Origin of the sequence: Bacillus rugosus (genome assembly GCF_023238245.1) — a bacterium.
GTDB lineage: Bacteria > Bacillota > Bacilli > Bacillales > Bacillaceae > Bacillus > Bacillus rugosus.
Genome location: NZ_CP096590.1, coordinates 1,329,305 through 1,345,652 on the forward strand (window position 1 = coordinate 1,329,305; position 16,348 = coordinate 1,345,652).

The window sequence follows — 16,348 nt, forward strand, 5'->3', positions numbered from 1 at the left end:
CGAAAGCAGCGCAACAGAAACTGAACCAACATAGGGGTGAGGTTGAGATGTTCTCAAAAGATAAGCTTCCCGTTATCCTTTTTTTGTTCCTGGCAGGGGTGATTAATTACCTGGATCGCTCGGCGCTTTCCATTGCAGCTCCTTTTATTCAGGATGATCTCACATTATCTGCCACGCAAATGGGCTTGATTTTCAGCAGTTTTTCGATTGGGTATGCCATTTTTAATTTTCTTGGGGGCGTGGCATCTGACCGCTATGGGGCGAAGTTGACCTTGTTTGTCGCCATGGTCGTTTGGTCGCTATTCAGCGGAGCAGTCGCCCTCGCCTTTGGTTTTATCAGTCTGCTGATTATACGCATCCTCTTCGGGATGGGAGAAGGTCCGCTGTCTGCGACCATCAACAAAATGGTCAATAACTGGTTCCCGCCGACCCAGCGGGCATCCGTTGTTGGTGTGACCAACAGCGGAACACCGCTCGGTGGAGCTATTTCCGGCCCGATTGTCGGCATGATTGCAGTCGCGTTCAGCTGGAAGGTATCCTTCGTTCTCATTATGATTATTGGATTGATATGGGCAGTACTGTGGTTCAAGTTTGTCAAAGAGAAGCCGCCAACGGCGATGGGGGATGCACCGGCAATCAAAGCAGAAACATCTCCTGGGGAAAAAATTCCGCTCACCTTTTATCTGAAGCAAAAAACAGTCCTGTTCACAGCGTTTGCTTTTTTCGCTTACAACTACATCCTCTTCTTCTTTTTGACATGGTTTCCAAGCTACCTTGTTGAAGAGCGGGGATTAAGTGTGGGATCGATGAGTGTCATCACGGTCATTCCGTGGATTTTAGGCTTTATCGGCCTTGCAGCGGGGGGATTTGTTTCTGATTATGTATACAAAAAAACAGCCCGAAAAGGTGTGCTGTTCTCGCGCAAGGTTGTGCTTGTCTCATGTTTGTTTTCATCGGCGGTCCTGATTGGTTTTGCCGGGCTTGTGGCAACTACCGTGAGCGCTGTCACACTTGTCGCTTTATCAGTGTTCTTTCTCTATTTGACCGGCGCTATCTATTGGGCTGTCATTCAAGATGTAGTTGATCAAAACAATGTCGGCTCTGTAGGCGGCTTCATGCATTTCCTAGCCAACACGGCCGGAATTATCGGCCCGGCTCTAACCGGCTTTATTGTTGATCGAACGGGCACGTTTTCTGGAGCATTTTTGCTCGCCGGAGGGTTAGCTGTCTTCGCTTCACTTGCTGTTATTCGTTTTGTCCGTCCGATCATTGGCAAACCAGCAGGAACAGAAGCGGAGAATCCGGTGTCTTATTAATCTGGAAATATAGTGGGAGAGGCGGTATGTTTGATGATACAATATACAGTAAATAATCGCAGCCGGTTTGATAAGGAAGGGAATTAGATGGTAACCATAAAAGATATCGCAAAACTCGCAAATGTATCCCACACAACCGTTTCCAGAGCACTCAACAACAGCCCTTACATCAAAGAACATACGAAGAAAAAAATACTGGAGCTCGCAGCACAGCTCAACTATACACCAAATGTTAATGCGAAAAGCCTTGCGATGCAAAAGTCACATACAATCGGTCTTTTCTTTACTAGCATCACAAACGGAACCTCACACAGCTTCTTTGCTGACACAATCAAAGGCGTAAATCAAGCTATAAGTGAGGATTACAACCTCTATGTGCGGGGTATTGATGATCTAAAAAACTATGACTCCGTTACGCCGATGAGATACGACGGCATCATTTTAATGAGCCAAAGTGACATTGATAATTCTTTTATTTATCATATTCGCGAAAAAAACATCCCGCTTGTCGTGCTGAATCGAGATATTGATGACCGCAGCATCACGAATATTTTGTCCAATGACAAGGAAGGCTCTCAGGAGGCTGTAGAATACTTCATTAAGAACGGACATCAAGACATCGCCATCATAGAGGGAATCGAAGGCTTTAAATCTTCCCATCAGCGTAAGGAAGGCTACTTAGCCGCACTGATTCATCATCATATTCCGATCAAACATGAATACAGTGTCAAAGGGCAATACGATATGGAAAGCGGCTTTCAAGCGATGGAGCGGCTGCTGGCGCTGCCGAATCCTCCAACTGCTGTCTTTTGTTCGAATGATGACATGGCAATCGGAGCGATGAATGCGATATTCGCAAAGGGGCTGCGCGTCCCTGATGATATTTCAGTGATCGGTTTTGATGATATTGGATTTTCGCAATACATTACGCCAAGGCTTTCAACAGTGAAGCGTCCAGTAGAGAAAATCAGCGTGCTTGGCGCGCAAAAACTATTGTCGCTGATCAGCGAGCCGGAAACAAAAGCGGAAAAAATCATGGAAAATACAGCGTTCATGGTGCGTGATTCAGTTAGACAATTGACCAAGTGATGCCCCGTTTTTCAGCGGGCATTCTTTATACGGAAAAATGTTAACGTGTGCATAAATGAGAGAGGGAGGCAATGAAGGTGCAGAAGCTCAATAAAAACGTGTACGATCACTATACTCAGTATCCGGAAAAAATTCTCCAATTCGGTGAAGGAAACTTTCTGCGAGGGTTTGTCGATTGGCAAATTGATCAAATGAATCAACACACTGATTTTAATGGGAGCGTCGCAGTTGTACAGCCAAGAGGGTCAGAAAAAATCAAAAGGTTAAATCAGCAAGATGGTTTGTACACGCTTTTTTTACAGGGAATGAAAGACGGAGAAGCGGTAAACGAGCATATGATTATCAACTCAATCAGCCGCGGAATTGATCTGTTTTCAGATTATGAAGCGTTTAAAGAATTGGCTTCAAGCGAAGAGCTGCGGTTTATCATTTCCAACACCACAGAGGCCGGTATCGTATGTGATGAAAAAGATCGTTTAGAGGATCGGCCTCAAAAAACATTCCCTGGGAAATTAACTGCGTTTCTCTACTTTCGCTATAAAGCTTTTAAAGGAGATCAGACTAAAGGCTGTGTCTTGATCCCATGTGAGCTGATCGAGAATAATGGAGAAAAGTTGAAGGCAACGATTCTTCATTATGCAGATCTATGGAAGCTGGAAGAAGGGTTTACACAGTGGATACATGATGCCAACACGTTTTGTAATAGTTTAGTAGACCGCATTGTCCCGGGCTTTCCTGTCGACAGCATTGGTGAGATCACTGCGGAGCTGGGCTATCAGGATGAACTGATTGTTGTGGGGGAGCAGTATTATTTATGGGTTATTGAGGGGCCGGATTGGATTGGGGAAGAACTGCCTTTTGCAGCTGCCGGGCTCCATACAAAGATTGTCAGCGACCTGACCCCTTACAGGATTAAAAAAGTGAGAATTTTAAATGGCGCTCATACGGCAATGACGCCAGTTGCTTTATTATACGGATTGAAAACTGTGCGGGATGCTGTCGAGCATCCGGAAGTAGGGCAGTTTATTAGAGAGATGATCAGTGACGACATTCTTCCTGTTTTAAAAATGGAAAGGCTTTCTCAATATGCTGATGATGTGCTGAACCGTTTCAAAAACCCTTATATTAAGCATTATCTAGAAAGCATTGCATTGAACTCTGTTTCCAAATTCAAAACGAGAAACCTGCCGACCATTCAGGAATATGCTGAACAGAAGGGACAGCTTCCTGAACGCTTGGTGTTTTCTTTCAGCGCTCTTCTGTATTTTTATCAGGGAAACGAGAAATTGCAGGATGATCCGGCTGTTCTTCAATTTTTCAAAGAGGTGTGGCATCAGGAGAATGGAGACATGCTCCGTATTGCCTCAAAGGTGTTAGGCGAAGAGCGGCTGTGGGGGACAGATCTCAACGAAATACCGAGGCTGACTGAGAGAGTCGCTGATGATTTGAATCATATTCATGAGCTGGGCATGCAGCGGGCTCTTGAACAATGCTGCATACAAAGGGGAGAGGTACGATGAAGTCATTTATAAAGATTCATAAACAAGATAATGTTCTTCTTGCTCTGCGGGATATTGAGAAGGGAGAGCGGCTGAATGCGGACGGCGTGTCGATTGAAGTGCAGGATGATATTAAAAGGGGCCATAAGATTGCGCTTCAGCCTATCAAAGAAAACGACAGCATCATCAAATATGGGTTTCCAATCGGGCATGCATCACAAGATATATCGATCGGAGAGCATATTCATGTCCATAATACAAAAACAAATCTGTCTGACATCCAAACATACAGCTATACACCGAGATTTGATGAAAATCCGTACTCAAATGAGAACCGGACGTTTAAAGGATTTAGAAGAGAAAACGGAGATGCCGGTGTACGCAATGAATTGTGGATTGTGCCAACTGTCGGCTGCGTCAATGGGATTGCTGAAAAAATGCTTCAGCGTTTTGTCAGAGAAACGGGGAATATCGCTCCATTTGATAATGTGCTCGTGTTAAAACACCAATACGGATGTTCGCAGCTTGGCGACGATCACGAAAATACGAAGCAAATCTTACTGAATGCCATTCGCCATCCAAATGCCGGCGGTGTCTTGGTGTTAGGGCTTGGCTGTGAAAACAACGAGCTGGCAGGAATGAAGGAAGCACTGCAGGACGTGAACCTGAATCGGGTGAAGTTTCTCGAATCCCAGTCGGTGACAGACGAAATGGAGGCAGGCATTGCTTTACTGAAGGAGATTCATGAAGCGGCCAAAGGGGATAGGCGAGAAGATATTCCGCTGTCCGAACTGAAAATCGGGCTGAAATGCGGAGGTTCGGACGGTTTTTCCGGCATAACAGCAAACCCGCTGCTTGGCCGTTTTTCAGATTATATCATCGAACAGGGAGGGAGCACGGTGCTGACGGAAGTCCCGGAAATGTTCGGTGCGGAAACCATCCTGATGCAGCGGGCTGCCAATGAAGAAGTGTTTCATAAGATTGTCCATTTAATCAATGATTTTAAACAATATTTTATAAAACATGATCAGCCGGTGTATGAAAATCCTTCACCGGGCAATAAAGCAGGCGGCATTTCTACGCTTGAGGATAAATCGCTGGGCTGCACGCAGAAAGCGGGGATTTCTCCTGTCGCAGATGTCTTGAAATACGGCGAAGTGCTCAAGACAAAAGGGCTGACGCTTTTGAGCGCGCCAGGAAATGATTTGATCGCTTCCTCCGCATTGGCGGCGGCGGGCTGCCAAATTGTCCTCTTTACAACGGGGAGAGGCACGCCGTTTGGCACCTTTGTCCCGACAGTGAAGGTAGCGACAAACACCCAGCTGTACGAGGCGAAGCCGCATTGGATTGATTTTAACGCAGGTCTTTTAGCTGAGGATGATGTGCATGAGGAATTTGTGCTGCGGGAATTTATCCACTATATAATTGAAGTGGCTAGCGGTCAACTTGTGAACCATGAAAAAAATGATTTCAGGGAACTTGCCATTTTTAAATCGGGTGTGACGTTATAATGAAAAAGGCTATCCTCCGGAGGATAGCCTTTTTCATTAGATCAATTTTAAGCCGCTGACCAAAATGATGGACGCCATAATAAATTGCAGCGGACGCGGAGAGAATCGAGGCGAGAGATGGCTTCCGATCAGCACACCGGGAATTGAGCCAAGCAGCAGATTAGCTGCCAGCATATAATCTACGCTTCCGAAGCTTGCGTTCAAAATGCCTGCTGCCGTAACGAGAAGAAAAGCATGTGCGATATCGGTTCCGACAATCTGTGACGCTTTCATGTTAAATAAGTAAATCATGGCGATTGCAAATAATGACCCCGAACCGATTGATGTTAATCCAACGATAAACCCAAACACGACACCAATGAGAATCGTTAGCGCCCGCTTATTTTCAAGCGGCATCAGCTGCCAGCGGTTCGGGCGCAGTTTTCTATCCAAAAACAAACGAACGATGATTGAAATGGCAACTAGTGTTAACACATAGCCAAGAGCATGCTTAATAATTTCTTCCTGATGCTGATGAAAGGCGGGGAACAAATGGAGTATGCCAATGGCTAGGGACGCACTCGGAATACTGCCGATGGCTAAGTATTTTACTAATTTAAAGTTAATCGTTTTCTGCCGCCAATGGGAGGCAACGCCAAACAGCTTTGTGATCGAGTTATATACAAGATCCGTACCGACCGCGATGGAAGGATTAATTCCAAGCACAATTAAAAGAGGAGTTAATAAGGCCGCTCCGCCCACTCCCGTCAATCCGACTAAGGCTCCGACAAACAAACCCATCAATATGATGCTTACACTCATGATAAAGGCCTCCTGAAAACCCGACTATTTTTATCAGATTATATATGATTAGGTCACGTTAATCAATTAAATGTTTTGAATTTTTGCACGTTAGCTGTTTGAAATTTTGGTTTGCTCAATATCTTTATTCATTTGACCTATAATGAGTGTCTGGACGAAATCTGGAAGTGAGCCGGAGGCATAAAAAAAAGATACCCCTAAACAGGTATCTTTTTTCTCGTTTGTGTTACATGCGCTGCTGATAGAAAGGGAGCTCCGTGTGGCCCATTTCCCGCACATAAACGAATAGGTTGCCTTTATGGTGAATTTCATGTTCCATTGCAAGCTGAAGCAGTGAGCTGCCTGTGACTTTTCTGCCGAAAGTGGCTGTCAGATCAATTTCTCTGTCCAGCTGCTCTTCAGTCAGCTGTTCAAGAATAGCGGCCGTTTTTTCTGTATATGTTTTTGCCAGAACATTGAGATCTGTTTCTGTTTCTTCCTGCTTGTTTTGAAATGGTGAAGCATTGCCTTCTTTAATGACATTTGCGAACAAGTGGAAAGACGTAAGAATGTGTTTGACCAGCTCTTCCGCTGACATTGACGTTTCAGCCGGTTTGTAGCCGTAATGGTCTTTGCTGATTTTTTCAGCAAGCTCATTGGTCACGTTTCGATGGGATAAAAAATGGCTGACAATTTGATTGGATTGGCTCAATATGATCTCCTCCATATGTAAAAAATTAATGGTGCAATGAAATCCTATATCAACGGTTATCAATTCACAAGTAATATGCTGTGGGATGAAACAAAATGCTATGTCAATCATATATATAACGTTCACAAAACATGAAATGGAGTATAAACATGACAAACATACCTTTCATTTATCAGTACGAAGAAAAAGAGAATGAAAGAGCTGCGGCGGGCTACAGCACTTTCGGTTACCTTATCACACGGATTGAAGAGACGCTTTATGATCAATACGGTGTATTCTATGAGCTCTATGCCAGTGATGACCCGAACACGGAATACTGGGAGCTTCTTGTAGAAGATGTCCGCAGCGGTTCCTTGGAGCCTGAGCATGTGGCATATATATTTGAAAAGCTTGAAGAAAACCTTTGCTTACGATGAAGATGAAAAAGAACCGGATTATACCGTCCATAAGTCTATAAGAAACAGTGTATACGCGTATCCTGAAAAGGGAGTTGCTTTTGCCAGAATTCCATATTTTCAAGATGGGAGCATCATGAGTTTTGATTGTCTGTTTGCGGTTAACGATGAAAAGATGCGTGCCTTTCTGGAGGGAGTCAGACCGCGTCTCTGGGAAAAAAGCAAGCGGAAAGTGACCGTTTTTACGGATGGAGATGGAGGGACTTCAAGAGAGCAGGAAGCCATTGTCAGAGAGGTTCAGCGGAGTCAGGTAATCATGAATCCGCTATTAAAAAAAGAGATATACAGATCAATTGATCAGTTTTTTCATAGTGATAAATCGTTTTATCAAACGTATGACATCCCTTACAAGCGCGGCATTCTGTTATATGGACCTCCTGGAAACGGGAAGACGACATTAGTGAAGTCGATCGCAGGCAGTATCGATGCACCTGTTGCCTATTGGCAAATTACTGAATTTACGTCGAGCGAGACAATAGAAGAAGTCTTTCAGGCAGCGAGACGCCTCGCTCCTGCAGTTCTGGTCATCGAGGATATAGATTCGATGCCGGAGGATGTGCGATCCTTTTTTCTCAATACGCTGGACGGCGCGACATCAAAAGAGGGGCTATTTCTCATTGGCACGACAAACTATCCCGAAGAGATCGATCCAGGGTTGATGAATCGTGCAGGACGGTTTGACCGTGCCTATGAAATTGGGCTTCCGGATGAAGAGCTGCGGCTGGAATATATGAAAATGAGAGGCTTTGACATCTTTTTGAGTGAAGGAGAAATAAAAAACGCCGCAAAGCTTACAGAAGGCTTTTCCTTTGCACAGCTGGGAGAATTATATGTATCTTCAGCCCTTCAATGGCACCAAGAAGGGAATCATCATATTGAAACCATGGTGAAAGACATGACAGGAGAGCAAAGAAAAAGCCGGCAGGGAAGCTGGATGGAAAGAAACAAAGTCGGTTTTCACTAAAAGAAAGCACGGGTTTTTGAAAAACCCGCGCTTTTTTGTTGCGGTTAGCCGAAATTCGACAATTGCGGTCTTTTTGCGTTCTTCTTTTTCTTGTAAATATGATAAAATATGACATATCTCGGGTAACTCAAAAGGGGGGATTAATTGAGGATGAAGCAGACGATTCCGTCCTCTTATGTCGGGCTTAAAATTAATGAATGGTATACCCATATCCGGCAGTTCCACGTTGCTGAAGCCGAACGGGTCAAGCTCGAAGTAGAAAGAGAAATCGAGGATATGGAAGAAGATCAAGATTTGCTGCTGTATTATTCTTTAATGGAGTTCAGACATCGTGTCATGCTGGATTACATTAAGCCTTTTGGAGAGGACACGTCGCAGCTAGAGTTTTCAGAATTATTAGAAGACATTGAAGGGAATCAGTACAAGCTGACAGGGCTTCTTGAGTATTACTTTAATTTTTTTCGAGGAATGTATGAATTTAAGCAGAAAATGTTTGTCAGTGCCATGATGTATTATAAACGGGCAGAAAAGAATCTTGCCCTCGTCTCGGATGATATTGAGAAGGCCGAGTTCGCTTTTAAAATGGCTGAAATTTTTTACAATTTAAAACAAACCTATGTTTCGATGAGCTACGCCGTTCAGGCATTAGAAACGTACCAAATGTATGAAACGTACACCGTCCGCAGAATCCAATGTGAATTCGTTATTGCAGGAAATTATGATGATATGCAGTATCCAGAAAGAGCATTGCCCCACTTAGAACTGGCTTTAGACCTTGCAAAGAAAGAAGGCAATCCCCGCTTGATCAGTTCTGCCCTGTACAACCTCGGCAACTGCTATGAGAAAATGGGTGAACTGCAAAAGGCAGCCGAATACTTTGAGAAATCTGTTTCTATTTGCAAGTCGGAAAAGTTCGATAATCTTCCGCATTCTATCTACTCTTTAACACAGGTTCTGTATAAACAAAAAAATGATGCCGAAGCGCAAAAACAGTATCGTGAAGGATTGGAAATCGCCCGTCAATACAGTGATGAATTATTCGTGGAGCTTTTTCAATTTTTACATGCGTTATACGGAAAAAACATTGACACAGAATCAGTCTCACACACCTTTCAATTTCTTGAAGAACATATGCTGTATCCTTATATTGAAGAGCTGGCGCATGATGCTGCCCAATTCTATATAGAAAATGGACAGCCCGAAAAAGCACTTTCATTTTATGAGAAAATGGTGCACGCACAAAAACAAATCCAGAGAGGAGATTGTTTATATGAAATCTAAATGGATGTCAGGTTTGTTGCTCGTTGCGATCGGGTTTAGCTTTACTCAGGTGATGGTCCATGCAGGAGAAACAGCAGACACAGAGGGGAAAACATTCCACATTGCGGCACGCAATCAAACATGATGATGACAAAAAAGACCCTCAGGGGTCTTTTTTATTTCAGCTTCCATTCTTTTATGGTCAGCATAGAAGATCCGCTTGTCACCAGAGGATCTGCATGTCCGATTTCCTCCGCTTCTTCCAGTGAACCTGCTTCGATGACGTAGGCTCCGCCTGTGGCATCGCTGAATGGCCCGAACAGTTTTAAGCGCTTTTCTGCCTGTAAGCGATCCAAAAATTCATAGTGGCCGGCTACATGTTTCTGTTTGAATTGATCTGTTCTCGTTGTCAGCATTAAGTACGTATTCATCTTATCCCCCTCCTATCGAACTTCAGTTTAACACAATTATCCATAAACCGGTGACGGATGATATGAGCTTTTCGTCCTACGAATGCCACCTATTTATGAAAAAATAAAAAGGAGAGATGATAGGTGAGCATTCAAGTGAAGAAAAATTTAGTTTCTGAAGCAAAATACGCGCTGAAGTGCCCCAATGCAATGTCCGCTGAATACATTACCATTCACAACACGGCAAACGATGCGTCAGCGGCTAATGAAATCAGCTATATGATTGGGAACACCAGCTCGACAAGCTTTCACTTTGCGGTGGATGATAAAGAGGTGATTCAGGGTCTGCCGCTAAACCGAAACGCCTGGCACACGGGTGACGGCACAAACGGTACAGGAAACCGCAAATCAATCGGCGTTGAGATTTGCTACAGCAAATCGGGAGGGCCAAAATATGAGGCGGCCGAAGCCTTGGCGATTTCTTTCGTCGCTCAGCTTTTGAAAGAGCGCGGCTGGGGAATAGACCGGGTGAGAAAGCATCAGGACTGGAGCGGAAAGTACTGCCCACATCGTATTTTATCAGAGGGGCGCTGGGATCAAGTGAAGGCGGCAATTGAAAAGGAATTAAACGGAGTCGTGTCAGCGAAAAAGGCTTCAGCCTCTTCTTCGGCGTCTGAATACCATGTGAAAAAAGGCGATACACTGTCGGGGATTGCCGCATCACATGGTGTCAGTGTGAAAACGCTGCAAAGCATAAATCATATCACCAACCCTGATCACATCAAAGTCGGACAGGTGATTAAACTGTCTCAGGCGGCAACTTCTTCTAAAAGCCATGCCGCGTCTTCCTATCCGCTCCCATCGGGAGTGATCAAAGTGACAAGCCCGCTAACGAAAGGGACAAACGTAAAGCAGGTGCAGACTGCTTTAGCTGCCCTTTATTTTTACCCTGATAAAGGAGCAAAAAATCACGGCGTTGACGGCGTTTATGGCCCGAAAACAGCAAATGCCGTGAAACGTTTTCAGTCTGTCAGCGGATTAACGGCAGATGGCATTTACGGTCCGAAAACGAAAGCGAAAATAGAGGAAAAGCTGTAATCAATAAACGGAAGCTGCCAAGCTTCCGTTTTTTTCTTACATACAAACGGCGGCAAGAACCTTTTGAATATCATAAATGCTTTCGTCTTTTTTAAACTGCTTTGAGACAGCGGGAAGTTCTGCGCCGGAGATCCAAATTTTCAACTCTGAATCAAGGTCAAAGCGGCCGGCAGTCTCCACGCTGAATCTAGAAATGCTTTTGTACGGAATCGATTGAAATTCCGTTTTCTTTCCTGTGATTCCCTGCTTATCTACAAGAATAAGCCGCTTGTCAGTAAAGACAATTAAATCGCGAACCAATTTAAACGCGGCATCGACATTCTCACCATCGAGTAAAATATGACCTAGCTCTTCTTTCACCGCAGCCGTTGACAGAGTTGACGCATTGCCAAGTAATCCATCAATAAATCCCATGATATACCTCCTAATACGTATTCTATCAAATCATACTATAAAAAAGGTTTTCATACATAGGTGAGTAGAGTAAACTGGTGCTGACTGGTAAAGGAGAGCATTCAAAATGAAAGATATGTATGACAACTTTGCAGCCCTTTCTGCTTCTGAATCGGAGTACCGGATTATTTATGAGGAGAAAAAAGAAAGTGAGTTTATCGTCCTCGGTCCCCACGGCGGCAGAATTGAGCCTGGCGTCAGTGAGCTGGTGCGGGCATTTTCCGATCAATGTTCCATTTACTTGTTCGAAGGTGTGAAGCAGCGAAACAACCGTTCCTTGCACCTGACATGCACTCGTTTTGACGAGCCGCTGGCTTTAGAAAAAGTGAATGCCCACCATTACGCATTAGCATTTCATGGGTATCATGATCCAAAAACTCCGCATACATTGGTCGGAGGCGCGGACCGTAAAAAAGCCAAGCGCATTTGTGAGCAGCTGAATGAAGCGGGCTTTAGCGCCGAGCTCACCAGTGAGAAAGACCGGTTGGCAGGTGTCCATCCGAAAAATATTGTCAATCGGACGAAGAGGGAAATGGGACTGCAATTGGAAGTAAGCACGGCACAGCGAAAGGCGTTATTCCGCAATTTTGGCTGCCGTGAAGAAAGTTACACACAAAACGATCTGTTTTATCGATATGTGGAAGCCGTTAAGCTTGGTTTTTATGAATAAATGATACGGGACCTGCACGATCGGCCCATTCCTTCATACGCTAGGGTTGTGCGAAAGTGTAGGGAGGAATGCATATGTTTTATCATATTAAAGAGCTTCAATATCAAGCTAAGCCAGCTCATCCCGATCCGGTTTATGCGAAAAAGCTTCAAGAAATACTGGGCGGCCAATTCGGTGAGATCAGTGTCATGATGCAATATTTGTTCCAAGGCTTTAACTGCAGGGCGGATGCCAAATATAAAGATTTGTTATGTGACGTAGGTACTGAAGAGATTGCACACGTAGAAATGTTGGCGACAATGATTTCCAGGCTTTTGGATAATGCACCAGCCGATGTACAGGAGGATGCTTATAAAAGCAATCCCGCCATTGCAGCAGTGATGTCAGGAATGAATCCTCAGCATGCGATTGTGTCCGGTCTGGGTGCAATGCCAGCAGATAGTGAGGGCTATCCGTGGAATGCCAAATACATTATTGCAAGCGGGAATTTGCTGGCAGATTTCCGCGCAAACTTAAATGCGGAATCTCAAGGTCGCCTTCAGGTGACCAGGCTCTATGCGATGACTGATGATCCTGGAGTAAGAGATATGCTGTCATTTTTAATTGCAAGGGATACTTATCATCAAAATATGTGGTATGCGGCCATTAAAGAGCTAGAAGAAAGAGAACGGGATATTGTCGTTCCAACGACATTTCCGCGTGAGCTTGAAAAGCGGGAAGTGGCTTATGACCTGTTTAATTTCTCCAGAGGGGATGAAAGCTCACAAGGCAGATGGGCTCATGGCGAAGCCTTTGACGGCCGGGGAGAATTCAGGTATATTCCGGCCCCGATTGCATTTGGGCCTGCACCTCACCTTAAACCGGCGCCTATGTGGGTGCATAATACGATTCCTCCAATGTCAAAATGCTAGTTGTTCTGCCGGGCTGAGGATTTATATTCCCAGCCCGTTTTTGATCAGCTGTATTTGCCGATATGATATAACGCTTTTTCTTCAGCGACCTGCAAGTGCTGCTGATCGCCTTCCTCGTACACATTTGGCCGCTTATGTGATAATAAGTAAGCGAGCCGCTTCTGAAATTGAATACCTGCTTTACGCCGTTCAAACATTTCAAGCCTTTTTTCAGCAAATTCCTTTGTTACCCGGAATACCGTCGCGATTGTGGCAAGCGCCTGGCTTCTCCATTGCGGCAGTTCCATCTGCAACAGCATAAAGGTTGGCACACAGAAGTGGTACATAAATTGATTCGCTTGAAATTCCTGCAGTTCCCTGAAGAGCTTGTTCATCTGAAAATGATTGCCTGCATGCTTTAACACGTGGCACAGTTCATGGCCAAAATCTTCCCATTGCTCTTCCCGTGATTTTCTCTGATTCAATACGATACTATACATACCGTCGTATTTGACCATCATGCTCCCCATATCCTCAAAATGAACCCAAATATCCAGATCCTTTGCAATTTTTAGCATATCAATGTGATGGGGGGAGGTGATGCCCAGCCGGCTGTATAAATTTTTTACGTATTCCTCCAGATGTGATAAGTAATCGCCCAATTGAATACTCCCTTTCGAACATGCGTTCTGTTTTTAGCGAGAAAGAAAAGCCCTTATAGGACTGGAAAGTGTGTAGAAATCTTTCCCTTTTCTTAAAAAAATAAACACTTTTTTCTTTATATCGGTCTATTTTTTATATGTTTTAGAGAACAGAGAAATATTTATTTATTTTTCGGTTTCCGGTTTTTCTCTTTTTCTTTTAAATAGTTGATAAATTCAATGGCCTGCTGTTTGCTTTCTGGGGAAAAATCCTGCATATCACGGTATGCGAGCTGCAAGTCCGGATCTGAAAACATATCGTCGTCGGATTTTTTGTCTTTCCCTGTTAATAAGTAATCAGTCGTTACTTGAAAGTAATCAGCCAGCTTTTGGAGTGTGTCGTAATCAGGCTCGCTTCGCCCGTTTTCATAGTGGGAATATCGTGCCCGCGACACACCAATGTGGGATGCGATTTCTTCCTGTGTCCTTTTCCCCCTGAGATTCTTCAATCTGCTGCCTATCATACTATGACCTCTCTTTTTTAACTCCCTAAGTTACTTATGATTATAGATACAATCTGTATCAAAATAAAGTTATGATAAAAAAAGTATCAAAAATAACTTGATGATACAGATTGTATCGTTTATACTTGGTAACAGTTGATACGAAATGTATCGAAAACAGATCAGGAGAGTGATCACATGTATCCAATCCAAATTGTTTTTAGTGAAAATCCCATAGATCAGCGCCATCTCGGACAATCCTGCGGCACCATTTCGTTTACGGCATGCGGCCTTCCGGTGTTCCACTTTGAAACGCAAGAACAGTTTCAAACATACATGATGTTAAAAGGAGATGCGGCGTACAATGAAAACCGATAAAAGCTATCCTTTTCCTACGTATTCAGGGCTGTTGAATTCAGAACATTATGACAAAATCGGTCCGGCGCTATGGCTGTTTCTCTGGTTCATCAGCTCAACAACAAAAGAAATTGAAAAAGACGGCGTAAGCTGGGGAATCGTGCTCGGCCATAAGCCGTTAAAAGCGAGAGAAATGGCGGCTGTTTTCGGGGTGAGTGAGAAAACCGTCAGAAGATGGCTGGAGCTTCTCGAAACCCATGAGTACATAAAAGCTGTCCGCGCACCATACGGACTGATCATTTCGGTAAAGCATTCCAAAAAATTCAGCTTCAGATCGGACAAAACTGTACACCGGAGCAGAAAGGAACGGCCATTTTCGCCGCCGGCACCGGACACAGACGTCCGCTCAGATAAAGATAAAACAAATATAAATACTGCTGTTAATGATGCAGTAGATCACATTGCGAAGCGGTTTACACAATTACGGTCGGCTCAAGAAGGACGCACCGTATATCCTTCCTCCAGAGATTATCAAGCCATCGCCCGTATTGTCGCCATCGGCGTTCCTATGACGCAAACAATCGAATGGCTTGAGGAATGCTTTCAAGCCTTTGAAAACCGGCGGACAGCCGCTTCAGAAACAATCAAGGCCTTTCGCTATTGCTCGAAATTCATTGAAGACCGATTTTTCGCGCAGCAGGCCAAAAAGAGTGCCGCAATTCAACATGAGAGGATGGAAAGACATGACAAAACGAACAATCGAGCAAATTTTGGACGAGCTGAAAAGAGGGAGACGTCCATTACTGGCGGACAAACCGGCCGAATTAGACGCAAGCCGGTATGATTGCCCGCGATGCAAGGATCAGGGAGGCTATCTTATCCGGCAGAACGGCCTGGAAGTCTGGACAATGTGCAGCTGCAGAGCAGAACGGAGAGTGAAGCGGCTTCTCGGTGCCAGTGAGATTACTCACGCCTTCAGACAGCTGGGCTTCAGAGAATTTCGCACGGAGGGAAAGCCACAGGCCATAAAAGATGCGTTTGAATGCGCAAAAGAGTATGTGGCCGATTATGAACAAATCAAGGACAGTCGGAAAAATAGCATTGCCCTTTTAGGACAGCCCGGTTCAGGAAAAACGCACCTTTTGACCGCTGCTGCCAATGAATTGATGAGAACGCGCCACGTACCGGTCATTTATTTTCCGTTCGTGGAAGGCTTTACTGATCTAAAAAATGACTTTGATCTTTTGGAAGCAAAGCTGAGCCGAATGAAGCAGGCAGATGTACTGTTCATAGATGACCTGTTTAAACCGGTTAACGGCAAACCGCGCGCCACAGATTGGCAATTAGAACAAATGTATTCTGTACTTAACTACCGTTATTTAAATCATAAACCGATTTTGCTTTCGAGTGAGCTGACGATTGAAACACTTGTACGGGTCGATGAAGCGCTCGGCACGAGAATCTACGAAATGTGCAGCGACTATTTAGTGATTATTAAAGGGGCAGCGTACGAGCTGAACCATAGATTGGAGGGCATCAGATAATGTGCAAGCTTTGTCAAACAAAGAAAGTCATTGTGGAATATACCGGAATTGGAGCCGTTTTCCATCCATGTCCGAACTGCCGGTCCGGCACTGATTTAACGCCGGTCATACGAAAGCTGGAGCAAATGCTGATAGCGGGAAAAGCGAGGCTGAATGGCCATGATTAAACAGCTGACTGCTCTAATTGCTTTGCTGT

At 44.4% G+C, this 16,348-nt stretch carries 19 protein-coding genes and 1 pseudogene; 14 read left to right on the forward strand and 6 right to left on the reverse strand.

Annotation, left to right across the window (positions count from 1 at the left end; genetic code table 11):
• Window positions 1-47: 47 nt before the first annotated feature.
• The 4 genes from M0696_RS06755 (at window position 48) to M0696_RS06770 (ending at window position 5,415) form a co-directional block, all read left to right on the forward strand.
• Window positions 48-1,316, forward strand: a complete 1,269-nt coding sequence (locus tag M0696_RS06755; RefSeq protein WP_166853564.1) for an MFS transporter — start codon at window positions 48-50, stop codon at window positions 1,314-1,316.
• A gap of 87 nt (window positions 1,317-1,403) precedes the next feature.
• Window positions 1,404-2,405, forward strand: a complete 1,002-nt coding sequence (locus M0696_RS06760) for a LacI family DNA-binding transcriptional regulator (protein WP_041905090.1) — start codon at window positions 1,404-1,406, stop codon at window positions 2,403-2,405.
• Window positions 2,406-2,482: 77 nt separating this feature from the next.
• The gene (locus tag M0696_RS06765; protein WP_222142640.1) at window positions 2,483-3,925 is read left to right on the forward strand and encodes a tagaturonate reductase; all 1,443 of its coding nucleotides are present in this window, start codon (window positions 2,483-2,485) and stop codon (window positions 3,923-3,925) included.
• Window positions 3,922-5,415: a UxaA family hydrolase gene (locus M0696_RS06770; RefSeq protein ID WP_248602631.1), complete on the forward strand. Its 1,494-nt coding sequence runs from the start codon at window positions 3,922-3,924 to the stop codon at window positions 5,413-5,415. Before M0696_RS06765 ends, M0696_RS06770 begins: the two co-directional genes overlap by 4 nt.
• Window positions 5,416-5,451: 36 nt before the next feature.
• On the opposite strand, the gene M0696_RS06775 is transcribed toward M0696_RS06770, so the two are convergent.
• The gene (locus M0696_RS06775; protein ID WP_003245643.1) at window positions 5,452-6,216 is read right to left on the reverse strand and encodes a sulfite exporter TauE/SafE family protein; all 765 of its coding nucleotides are present in this window, start codon (window positions 6,214-6,216) and stop codon (window positions 5,452-5,454) included.
• A gap of 226 nt (window positions 6,217-6,442) precedes the next feature.
• The gene (locus tag M0696_RS06780; RefSeq protein ID WP_003220539.1) at window positions 6,443-6,907 is read right to left on the reverse strand and encodes a DinB family protein; all 465 of its coding nucleotides are present in this window, start codon (window positions 6,905-6,907) and stop codon (window positions 6,443-6,445) included.
• Window positions 6,908-7,056: 149 nt separating this feature from the next.
• Here M0696_RS06780 and yjoB point away from each other — a divergent pair.
• The 3 genes and pseudogenes from yjoB to phrA all read left to right on the forward strand — a co-directional run bounded on the left by yjoB (window position 7,057) and on the right by phrA (window position 9,731).
• Window positions 7,057-8,326, forward strand: a pseudogene (gene yjoB / locus M0696_RS06785) (ATPase YjoB).
• Window positions 8,327-8,470: 144 nt separating this feature from the next.
• Window positions 8,471-9,607 (forward strand): response regulator aspartate phosphatase RapA, encoded by a 1,137-nt coding sequence (rapA, locus tag M0696_RS06790; RefSeq protein WP_079288553.1) that lies wholly within the window; start codon window positions 8,471-8,473, stop codon window positions 9,605-9,607.
• Entirely contained in the window at window positions 9,597-9,731 is a 135-nt protein-coding gene (gene phrA, locus M0696_RS06795; protein ID WP_003220543.1) for a phosphatase RapA inhibitor PhrA, read from the forward strand. The genes rapA and phrA overlap by 11 nt, the downstream gene beginning before the upstream one ends.
• A gap of 31 nt (window positions 9,732-9,762) precedes the next feature.
• On the opposite strand, the gene M0696_RS06800 is transcribed toward phrA, so the two are convergent.
• Entirely contained in the window at window positions 9,763-10,017 is a 255-nt protein-coding gene (locus M0696_RS06800; protein ID WP_003220545.1) for a YciI family protein, read from the reverse strand.
• Window positions 10,018-10,140: 123 nt separating this feature from the next.
• Between M0696_RS06800 and M0696_RS06805 the strand changes: the two genes are divergently transcribed.
• Window positions 10,141-11,094, forward strand: a complete 954-nt coding sequence (locus M0696_RS06805) for an N-acetylmuramoyl-L-alanine amidase (RefSeq protein WP_003220547.1) — start codon at window positions 10,141-10,143, stop codon at window positions 11,092-11,094.
• A gap of 36 nt (window positions 11,095-11,130) precedes the next feature.
• On the opposite strand, the gene M0696_RS06810 is transcribed toward M0696_RS06805, so the two are convergent.
• Window positions 11,131-11,508 carry a PH domain-containing protein gene (locus M0696_RS06810; RefSeq protein ID WP_003220548.1) on the reverse strand — a complete coding sequence of 126 codons (378 nt, stop codon included), beginning with the start codon at window positions 11,506-11,508 and terminating at the stop codon, window positions 11,131-11,133.
• A 106-nt stretch (window positions 11,509-11,614) separates the two neighbouring features.
• On the opposite strand from M0696_RS06810, the gene M0696_RS06815 reads away from it, so the two are divergent.
• Both M0696_RS06815 and M0696_RS06820 read left to right on the forward strand, forming a co-directional pair.
• Entirely contained in the window at window positions 11,615-12,217 is a 603-nt protein-coding gene (locus M0696_RS06815) for a poly-gamma-glutamate hydrolase family protein (protein ID WP_003220550.1), read from the forward strand.
• Window positions 12,218-12,291: 74 nt separating this feature from the next.
• Entirely contained in the window at window positions 12,292-13,128 is an 837-nt protein-coding gene (locus tag M0696_RS06820; RefSeq protein ID WP_166853552.1) for a manganese catalase, read from the forward strand.
• A 44-nt stretch (window positions 13,129-13,172) separates the two neighbouring features.
• Here the strand turns inward: M0696_RS06820 and M0696_RS06825 are convergent, their stop codons facing one another.
• On the reverse strand, window positions 13,173-13,769 hold the full coding sequence (locus M0696_RS06825) for an ImmA/IrrE family metallo-endopeptidase (protein ID WP_166853551.1): 597 nt from the start codon (window positions 13,767-13,769) through the stop codon (window positions 13,173-13,175).
• 161 nt (window positions 13,770-13,930) lie between these two features.
• Window positions 13,931-14,272, reverse strand: a complete 342-nt coding sequence (gene xre / locus M0696_RS06830) for an HTH-type transcriptional regulator Xre (RefSeq protein WP_222142645.1) — start codon at window positions 14,270-14,272, stop codon at window positions 13,931-13,933.
• Between the two features lie 177 nt (window positions 14,273-14,449).
• Here xre and M0696_RS06835 point away from each other — a divergent pair, with 177 nt between their 5' ends.
• The 4 genes from M0696_RS06835 to M0696_RS06850 are packed head-to-tail and all read left to right on the forward strand — an operon-like array spanning window position 14,450 to window position 16,319.
• On the forward strand, window positions 14,450-14,629 hold the full coding sequence (locus tag M0696_RS06835; protein ID WP_222142646.1) for a hypothetical protein: 180 nt from the start codon (window positions 14,450-14,452) through the stop codon (window positions 14,627-14,629).
• Window positions 14,616-15,452, forward strand: coding sequence for a phage portal protein (locus M0696_RS06840; RefSeq protein WP_222142647.1), 837 nt, complete (start codon window positions 14,616-14,618; stop codon window positions 15,450-15,452). Before M0696_RS06835 ends, M0696_RS06840 begins: the two co-directional genes overlap by 14 nt.
• The gene (locus M0696_RS06845; RefSeq protein ID WP_166853547.1) at window positions 15,352-16,152 is read left to right on the forward strand and encodes an ATP-binding protein; all 801 of its coding nucleotides are present in this window, start codon (window positions 15,352-15,354) and stop codon (window positions 16,150-16,152) included. Before M0696_RS06840 ends, M0696_RS06845 begins: the two co-directional genes overlap by 101 nt.
• Window positions 16,152-16,319: a hypothetical protein gene (locus M0696_RS06850; protein ID WP_222142648.1), complete on the forward strand. Its 168-nt coding sequence runs from the start codon at window positions 16,152-16,154 to the stop codon at window positions 16,317-16,319. Before M0696_RS06845 ends, M0696_RS06850 begins: the two co-directional genes overlap by 1 nt.
• Window positions 16,320-16,348 lie beyond the last annotated feature (29 nt).

What these genes read in the sequence shown, in the direction of transcription:
- M0696_RS06755 (WP_166853564.1), top strand. Translation starts at nt 48, where the DNA reads ATGTTCTCAAAAGATAAGCTTCCCGTTATCCTTTTTTTGTTCCTGGCA.
- M0696_RS06760 (WP_041905090.1), top strand. Translation starts at nt 1,404, where the DNA reads ATGGTAACCATAAAAGATATCGCAAAACTCGCAAATGTATCCCACACA.
- M0696_RS06770 (WP_248602631.1), top strand. Translation starts at nt 3,922, where the DNA reads ATGAAGTCATTTATAAAGATTCATAAACAAGATAATGTTCTTCTTGCT.
- M0696_RS06775 (WP_003245643.1), bottom strand. Translation starts at nt 6,216, where the DNA reads ATGAGTGTAAGCATCATATTGATGGGTTTGTTTGTCGGAGCCTTAGTC.
- phrA (WP_003220543.1), top strand. Translation starts at nt 9,597, where the DNA reads ATGAAATCTAAATGGATGTCAGGTTTGTTGCTCGTTGCGATCGGGTTT.
- M0696_RS06800 (WP_003220545.1), bottom strand. Translation starts at nt 10,017, where the DNA reads ATGAATACGTACTTAATGCTGACAACGAGAACAGATCAATTCAAACAG.
- M0696_RS06810 (WP_003220548.1), bottom strand. Translation starts at nt 11,508, where the DNA reads ATGGGATTTATTGATGGATTACTTGGCAATGCGTCAACTCTGTCAACG.
- M0696_RS06815 (WP_003220550.1), top strand. Translation starts at nt 11,615, where the DNA reads ATGAAAGATATGTATGACAACTTTGCAGCCCTTTCTGCTTCTGAATCG.
- M0696_RS06820 (WP_166853552.1), top strand. Translation starts at nt 12,292, where the DNA reads ATGTTTTATCATATTAAAGAGCTTCAATATCAAGCTAAGCCAGCTCAT.
- xre (WP_222142645.1), bottom strand. Translation starts at nt 14,272, where the DNA reads ATGATAGGCAGCAGATTGAAGAATCTCAGGGGGAAAAGGACACAGGAA.
- M0696_RS06835 (WP_222142646.1), top strand. Translation starts at nt 14,450, where the DNA reads ATGTATCCAATCCAAATTGTTTTTAGTGAAAATCCCATAGATCAGCGC.
- M0696_RS06840 (WP_222142647.1), top strand. Translation starts at nt 14,616, where the DNA reads ATGAAAACCGATAAAAGCTATCCTTTTCCTACGTATTCAGGGCTGTTG.
- M0696_RS06845 (WP_166853547.1), top strand. Translation starts at nt 15,352, where the DNA reads ATGACAAAACGAACAATCGAGCAAATTTTGGACGAGCTGAAAAGAGGG.
- M0696_RS06850 (WP_222142648.1), top strand. Translation starts at nt 16,152, where the DNA reads ATGTGCAAGCTTTGTCAAACAAAGAAAGTCATTGTGGAATATACCGGA.